This is a genomic window from Micromonospora sp. NPDC049900 (assembly GCF_044461025.1).
Lineage (GTDB): Bacteria > Actinomycetota > Actinomycetes > Mycobacteriales > Micromonosporaceae > Micromonospora.
Map to the genome: position 1 here is coordinate 169840 of NZ_JBITKM010000012.1, position 7787 is coordinate 177626.

The 7787-nt window shown below is 71.5% G+C and carries 5 protein-coding genes; 2 read left to right on the top strand and 3 right to left on the bottom strand.

Translation table 11 applies throughout. The features are described from left to right. Positions 1 to 76 precede the first annotated feature (76 nt). Positions 77 to 2227, top strand: coding sequence for an NAD-dependent DNA ligase LigA (gene ligA, locus ACIBMZ_RS23615; protein WP_396697214.1), 2151 nt, complete (start codon positions 77 to 79; stop codon positions 2225 to 2227). A 10-nt stretch (positions 2228 to 2237) separates the two neighbouring features. Here the strand turns inward: ligA and ACIBMZ_RS23620 are convergent, their stop codons facing one another. From ACIBMZ_RS23620 to ACIBMZ_RS23630, 3 genes are read right to left on the bottom strand one after another with little or no spacing between them, the layout of a single operon-like run. Then, the gene (locus ACIBMZ_RS23620) at positions 2238 to 3767 is read right to left on the bottom strand and encodes a 4-hydroxyphenylacetate 3-hydroxylase family protein (RefSeq protein WP_396697216.1); all 1530 of its coding nucleotides are present in this window, start codon (positions 3765 to 3767) and stop codon (positions 2238 to 2240) included. Then, positions 3764 to 4759: an NAD-dependent epimerase/dehydratase family protein gene (locus ACIBMZ_RS23625; protein ID WP_396697218.1), complete on the bottom strand. Its 996-nt coding sequence runs from the start codon at positions 4757 to 4759 to the stop codon at positions 3764 to 3766. Before ACIBMZ_RS23625 ends, ACIBMZ_RS23620 begins: the two co-directional genes overlap by 4 nt. After that, the gene (locus ACIBMZ_RS23630) at positions 4756 to 6180 is read right to left on the bottom strand and encodes a nucleotide sugar dehydrogenase (RefSeq protein ID WP_396697220.1); all 1425 of its coding nucleotides are present in this window, start codon (positions 6178 to 6180) and stop codon (positions 4756 to 4758) included. The genes ACIBMZ_RS23625 and ACIBMZ_RS23630 overlap by 4 nt, the downstream gene beginning before the upstream one ends. Before the next feature lie 382 nt (positions 6181 to 6562). Here ACIBMZ_RS23630 and ACIBMZ_RS23635 point away from each other — a divergent pair. Continuing rightward, positions 6563 to 7787, top strand: a 1225-nt coding sequence (locus tag ACIBMZ_RS23635) for a methyltransferase domain-containing protein (RefSeq protein WP_396697222.1), incomplete at its 3' end; no start/stop codon positions are given.

The window sequence follows — 7787 nt, forward strand, 5'->3', positions numbered from 1 at the left end:
CTGCCTCGGCCCGCCCCCGGCAGCGTCGTCGCTGCGGGGGCGGGCCGGCGGCCGACACCGGAGGTATCCGCCCACCATGACCCAGATCCCCCACGTGCCGATCTCCGTGGCCGACACCCCGATCGTGGACCCCGAGGTGGCCGCCCCCTTCTCCGACCGGGCCGACTACGTCGAGGCCGTCGCCACCGCCCGGGCCGCTGCCGCGCAGTATCACAACGGCAGTGACCTGCGAATGGACGACGCGGCGTACGACGCCCTCCTGGCCCGCATCGCGGCCACCGAGACCCGCCGACCGCAGTGGAAGGTGCCGGACTCACCGGCGGATCTGGTCGCCGCGGGTGTCGCCGTCGGCGGCGAGATCGTGCACAGCGAACCGATGCTCGGCCTGGACAACGTCTTCGGCGAGGAGCCTCTGCGGCGCTGGGCGGGTCGGCTGGAACGCCTGCTCGGCCGGGCCGTCGAGGCGTTCGTCGTCGAGCCGAAGATCGACGGGCTGGCGATCGCGGCCTGGTACGTCGACGGCCGGCTGACCCGGGTCGCCACCCGCGGCGACGGTCGGGCCGGCGAGGACGTGACCGGGCAGGCCCAGCGGGCCGCCGGGTTGCCCATGCAGCTCAATCGGCCGTTGACCATCGAGATCCGTGGCGAGGTCTACATGACCGACGCGGACTTCGCGGTCGCCAACGAGTTGCGTACCGGGCACGGCGAGCCCGCGTTCGCGCATCCCCGTAGTGCCGCCGCCGGCACGTTGCGGGCGGAGGGACGCGCGTATGACGCGCCGTTGTCGTTCATCGCCTACGGAGTGCGTGGCGCGTTGTCCGTGGCGCCCGACGAACCGCCGCCGCACTCGGTGGAAATGGCCGGCCTGGCCGAACTGGGTGTCACCTCCACCGCCGCCACCGGCGGCATGACCGTCTGCGCCACCATCGACGAGGCGGTCGGCGCGGTCGAGGCGTTGCGGGTCGCCCGCGGCACCCTCGGGTACGGCGTCGACGGCGCGGTGGTCAAGGCCGATCGGCCGGCGGACCGGGAGTTGGCCGGCTCGTCGAGCCGTGCCCCACGCTGGGGCATCGCGTGCAAGTTCCCCGCGGACACCCGCACCACCAGACTGCTCGGCATCGAGGTGCAGGTCGGCCGCACCGGTGTGGTCACGCCGGTGGCCGTGCTCGCACCGGTGCAGATCAGCGGCGTCACCGTCACCTCGGCGACCCTGCACAACTTCGAGGACCTGGACCGGCGCAACGTCCGGGTGGGCGACGTCGTCTTCGTGCGCCGGGCCGGCGACGTCATCCCCGAGATCACCGGGGCGATGCTCGACCGACGGGACCCGACCTCCACGCCCTTCCCGCCCCCGACGCACTGCCCGCGCTGCGCCGGTCCACTGGACCGCTCGCAGAAGCGGTGGCGGTGTGTGGCGGGCCGGGCCTGCGGCGCCCACGAGGCGCTGGCACACTTCGTCTCCCGGGACGCGATGGATGTCGAAGGACTCGGCGGCAAGATCATCCAATCCCTGGTGGCCGCCGGGATGGTCACCGACGTGGCCGACCTGTACGACCTGGACCGATCCGCGTTGGTGACGCTGGAGCGGATGGGTGAGGTCTCGGCGGCCAAGCTCGTGGCCTCCATCCAGGCGTCGGCCCGGCGCCCGCTGTCCCGGGTCCTCATCGGGCTCGGCGTGCGAATGACCGGGCGGGCCCTGTCGCGGCGGATGGCCCGACACTTCGGCACGATGAGGGCACTGCTCGACGCCGGCGTGGACGAGTTGCAGCAGGTGGAGGGCATCGGCCCCGAGCGGGCTGCCACCATCGTCGCCGACCTCGGCGAACTCGAACCGCTGATCGACCGGCTTGCCGCACGTGGGGTCAACATGGTCGAGCCGGGTGCCGTGCCCACGGTGCGCAGCGCCGCCGCAGCCCCGGACGACCCGGCCGGTCCGCCGCTGCGTCGGACGAACGGCACCCCGATGCGGGTGGTGGTGACCGGGGCGGTGCCCGGGCTCAGCCGCACCGAGGGCAACGAGGCGGTGGAACGGCTCGGCGGTGTCGCCTCCTCGTCGGTCTCCGCGCGCACCGACCTGGTCGTGGTGGGGGAGGGAGCGCGAGGCAAGGCCGACAAGGCCGCCGCACTCGGTGTCCGGATCATGCCGGCCGCCCGCTTCGCGGCCCTGGTCGCCGCCCACGCCGCCGGGAAGACCGCCGAGGCCGCCGCACTGCTGGCCGAGCAGTAGGCGCGGGCGGTCAGCGCGGCGGACGCCGACCGTGGTGGGACGCCAGGTCGGAGACCCGCCAGCCGGTCAGGTCGTACTCGGCGAGGCACTCGTCGACCAGTGCCTTGCAACCGGCCAGGTCGCCGTCGGCGATCGCCGCGGAGAGCAGCTCGACCCGGGTGCTCTCGTGGTTGCCGGCGTAGTTGCGCTCGTACAGCTCATGCCGGCCGCCGAACTCCGACCCGACGGCGTCCCACAACAGCTTCATCACCTTGACCCGCTCGGTGGCCTCGACGCCCTGCGAACCACGCAGGTACCGGTCGAGGTAGGGGCGGATCTCGGCATTCGCGAAGTCCTCCGCACCCGAGGTGACGTAGATCAGGCCGCTCGCCACGTCCTGCAACACGATCTCCCGCACCCGGGGATAGCCCACCTGCATGAACCACCGGTACGCCGCCCCGTACCGCGGATTGGGCAGGACGGAACCATCGTGCCACGGCACCGGGTCACGGGCGGCGGCACCGGCGAGCCCCTGGAACAGGTTCCGCCACGCCAGCACCTCACCCAGTCTGCTCTGCACACCCCGGAAGTCGGCGGTGCCGGTCATCTCCAGCGCCTTGGCCAACAACCCCGCCAGGAACTCCAGCTTCACCGCGAGGCGTACGCAGCCGTGGAATGTGAAGCGCTCGGTGAATCCCGAGCGGCCGGCGAAGGTCTGCACCTTGGCGAGGTCGCCGTAGACGAAGACGTTCTCCCACGGGATGAGGACCTTGTCGAGCACCAGGATCGTGTCGTTCTCGTCCAACCGGGACGACAGCGGGTGGTCGAACGGAGTGCCCATCGCGTTCGCGGTGGCGGCGTAGGAGGGACGGCAGATCAGACGTACCCCCGGCGCGTCCGTCGGAATGGCCGCGACCAGCGCGAACTCCCGCCGGGCCACCGGCAGACCGTAGTGGGCGACGAAGGCGTGGTGCGTCAGGGCCGCCCCGGTCGCCACCACCTTCGCGCCACTGACCACGACCCCGGCGTCCGTCTCCCGCTCGACGTGTACGAAGACGTCGGCCACCTGGTCGGGACGGCGTGAACGGTCCACCGGCGGATGCACGATCGCGTGACTCCAGTAGAGCACCTGCTCCTGCGACCGCCGGTACCAGCGGCGCGCGTTGTCGTCGAACGGCTGATAGAAGTCGGCGTTGGCCCCCAACGTACCGAGGAAGGACGCCTTGTAGTCCGGGCCGCGTCCCATCCAGCCGTAACTCATCCGGGCCCAGGTGGCGATGGCCCGCTCGGCGGCGACCAGGTCGTCGGCGCTGCGTGGGGTGGTGAAGAAGCGGTGTGTGTAGCCGTGGGCGCCGGGCGCGTCGCAGGCGGTGGTGAGCACCGACCGGTGCGTCTCGGAGTGCAGCGCGTCGTACAGCCGGGCGGTCATCCGGATCGGATTGTGGAAGGCCGCATGTCGGGTGACGTCCCGGATCCGCTCGCCGTACAGGTAGACCGCGCGGCCGTCGCGCAGCGTCTCGACGTACTCGTCCCCGGTCAACGGCCGGGTCTGCGCGCTCACCGGCCGGCCCCGCTGTCCGGCAGGGCCAACCACCACGGGTTCTCCCTCGCCCACGCCACCGTCCGGCCCACCCCCGTCCGCAGGTCGGTCTCGGCGCTCCACCCCAGCAGCAGCCGGGCACGGCTGGCGTCCGGGATCCGCCGGGGCAGGTCCTGGTAGCCCGAGCCGAGATCGTCGGCGGTGTCCACCGCGACCGCGTCGCCACCGGCCCCGGCTGCCACACCCACCAGGGCGATCGCGTCGGCGACGGTGGTCTCGCGGGTGTTGCCGATGTTGACCGCGGTGCCGATCGTCTGTGCACTCGCACCGGCGAGGATGGTGCCCTCGACCGCGTCGGCCACGTAGGTGAAGCTTCGCGTCTGGCTGCCGTCGTCGTAGACGATCGGGGGACGTCCGTTCAACGCACGGTGCACGCTGCGGCTGATCACGTACGCCGGCCGCTGGCGGGGACCGTAGACGTTGAAGTAGCGCACCACCCCCGCGGCGAGTCCGTGTTGCTGCACGAAGGCGAAGGTGAGGTGCTCGGCGAGGGCCTTGCTGGTGGCGTAGCACCACCTCGGGGCGCTGGTCGGGCCGAGCAGCCGGTCGGCCTCCTCCCGCCACGGCACTGCGGGGTTCATGCCGAAGATCTCACTGGTGCTCGCCACGACCACTCGCGCGCCGACCGTGCTGGCACGCTCCAGCACCCGCTGCGTCCCGACGAAGTTGACGTCGATCACCTCCAGCGGACGTCGCAGGTACGTGTCCACCCCCACCGCCGCAGCGAGGTGGTAGACCACCTGCACGTCCGGCGTGATCACCTCCGCCAACCGGTCCGGATCCCGCACGTCACCCCGGACGTGTCGGGCGTGCAGCCGCAGCAGACCCAGGTGGGGCGGCGGGTCACCACTGTCCAGGACCGTCACGTCGGCCCCGGTCTTGACCAGGCGGTCGGCGAGGTGGCTGCCGATGAAACCATGGCCGCCGGTGACGACGACGCGGGCCGCGCTCACCGCCCGATCCCGCGATAGGTGTAGCCGAGGCGTTCCAGCATGGCGATCTTCTCCTTGGACAGGTAAGCGCGTCCGTCGAGGATCAGGCAGGACTCGGCGACCGGCAGCCGGGCGAAGTCCAGGTCCTCGAACTGGTGGTGCATGGCCAGTAGGGCGACACAGTGGGCATCACGCACCGCCTCCTCGACGGTGGTGGTGACCGGCAGGCCGAAGGTCTGGTGCGCGCTGGCCGGATCGACCAGCGGATCGTGCACGCGGACCCGCACACCGGTCGCCCGCAGCGCCGCCACGACCGGCTCGGTCGGGGTCGCCCGCAGGTCCCCGGTGTTGTTCTTGAAGGCGAGACCCAGCACCGCCACCGTCGCCTCGGCCGGCGGCACGCCACGGACGGCCAACTCGTCGAGGATCAGGCGGGCGGTGTAGCCGGGCATCCGCTGGTTGACCTCCCGGCCGACGGGAGCGGTGGTGATCCGCAACCCGTGTCGGCGAGCGGACTGCCACACCATCCAGGGGTCCTTGGTCAGGCAGGAGCCACCGACACCGACGCTGGGCCGCAGGATGTTGACGTGACCGTCGCCCTTCGGGATCGCGTTCGCGGCGCGGATCACGTCGAGCACGTCGACGCCGTACAGGTCGCAGAACATCGCCAACTCGTTGGCGAGGGCGATGTTCAGGTCGATCCACCAGTTGTCGGCCAGCTTGACGATCTCTGCGGCCTCCAGCGACTCCTGCGGCAACGTCGCGGCACCGAGCGCGCTGTGCAGGAAGTCCGCGGCGAGGCGGGTACTGCGCGGATCGATGCCCCCGACCACCACCGGCAGCGTACGCAGGTCGTGTAGCGCCGTACCCTCGGCGAGCCGCTCCGGCGCGTACGCCAGGGCGAAGTCCGCACCGGCCCGCAGGCCGCTCGCCTCCAGCAGCGGGCGGACGACGTCCCGGGTGGTACCGGGCGGCACCGTGCTCTTGAGGATCACCAACTGGCCGGTACGCAGGGTCGCGCACAACGCCGCACACGCCGTGCGCAGGTGCTCGTCCGCCAGCGACCCGTCCTGCCGGACCGGAGTGGCGACGGTCAGCAGGACCACGTCAGCGTCGGCGCAGGCATGCCCGGCCGTGGTGGCGCGGAGCCGGCCCGCACCGACCTCGGCGGCGATCAGATCCGCCAGGCCCGGTTCGGCGAGCGGGGTGCTGCCACGGTTGATCCGGTCCACCAGGTCCACGTCGGTGTCGATCCCGAGGACGGACAGGCCACGGTCGGCGAGCGTCCCCGCGATGCACGATCCGACGTATCCCATGCCGACGACCGCGACCACCGGTGGTTCGGTCGTCCTGCTCCGCCAGCCCGGCCTGAGGTCCGCCCGGTTCAGGTCCGGGCCGGGCACGGAGGATCCCGGACCACCCTGCGGCGTCGCACTCGACATGCCTTCTTCCTCACCCTCGTGACAAACGTCAACTCCCGGCCCGACGCTGTTGCCGCAGTGTCGGACCGGGAGGATCTCGGGGGATCACCAGCCGTCGGAGGCAGCCTGTGGACGGTGAGCCGGGCCGCGCTGGGTCCTACCGATGCCACAGATCCTGCTTGCCGACGGCCCGGGCGGCACCTTCCTGCGTGCCCTCCCGCCACCCCTGCTCTCGCCTGCCCGCAGGGCGTCGGACCCAGGTCGAGCACGCTCGGATGTGCCCCGGTCAGGCGGTGCTGGCGACGATGACGGTCGGCGGAAGGAGTACGACGACGTGTTTGGCCCCGAGCTGGTGTCAGTCGCCCCAACGTGCCGGCTCTGCGCCGGTCCCGTGCACCAATGGATGGATCTCGGCCGGCAACCGGCCTCGAACTCCTTCCCCCGGCCGGACGAGACCGGTGCGGAACGGTTCTTCCGACTGGCCGTCGGCATCTGCGCCGACTGCACGATGGTCCAGCAACTGGAGGCGATGCCGACCGACCACATGTTCCGTGCCGACTACCCGTACCGGTCGTCCACCTCCGACGGGCTGAGCCGGCACTTCGAGGAGGTCGCCGGGTGGCTGCGCCGCACCGAACTGACCGGTCACACCGATCTGGTCGTCGAGATCGGCTGCAACGACGGGGTCATGCTCGGTGCGCTCGGCGCGGCCGGTGTCCGCCACCTCGGCGTCGATCCCTCGGCGGGCGCCGCACGCGACGCCGCGCTCCGGGGCGCCGAGGTGCGGGTGAGCTTCTTCGACGAAGCCGCCGCCATCGCGATCCGCGCCGAACGAGGACCGGCCAGAGTCGTCTTCTCGGCCAACACCATCAGCCACGTCGCCGACATCGCCACCGTCTTCCGGGGCGTCGACCGGCTGCTCACACCGGACGGTGTCTTCGTCTTCGAGGACCGGTACGTCGGCGACATCGTGGAGTACGCCTACTTCGACCAGATCTACGACGAGCACTTCTACCTCTTCTCCGTGCGGGCGGTGGACGCCATGGCGACCCGATTCGGCTTCGAACTGGTCGACGTGGAACGCATCTCGATCCACGGCGGCTCGCTACGTTTCACCGTCGCGCGGCCCGGTGCCCGCCCGCGCCGCGACAGCGTCACCCGGATGATCGACGACGAGGCGCGGTACGCGATCGGCGAATACGAGACGTACCGCCGCTTCGCCCGGCAGATCGACCGCGTCGGCACCGACCTGGTCGCGCTGCTGACCGATCTGCGGGCGGCCGGCCGACGGGTGGTCGGCTACGGTGCCACGTCGAAGAGCGCCACCGTCACCAACTACTGCGGCATCGGACCCGACCTGGTGCCGTTCATCTGCGACACCACACCCGAGAAGCAGGGGCGGCTGTCACCGGGGATGCACATCCCGGTGCGTCCCCACGCGGCCTTCGTGGATCCGTATCCCGACTACGCCCTGCTCTTCGCCTGGAACCACGCAGAGGAGATCATGCTCAAGGAACGACGCTTCACGGCCCAGGTTACGTCCAGCTCTCCAGCACCGACCCGACCGGCTGGCGGGCCGCCGGCACCGCCTGGGCCGGTCTGTCCGGGTTCGCCCGGCGACGCGCCGA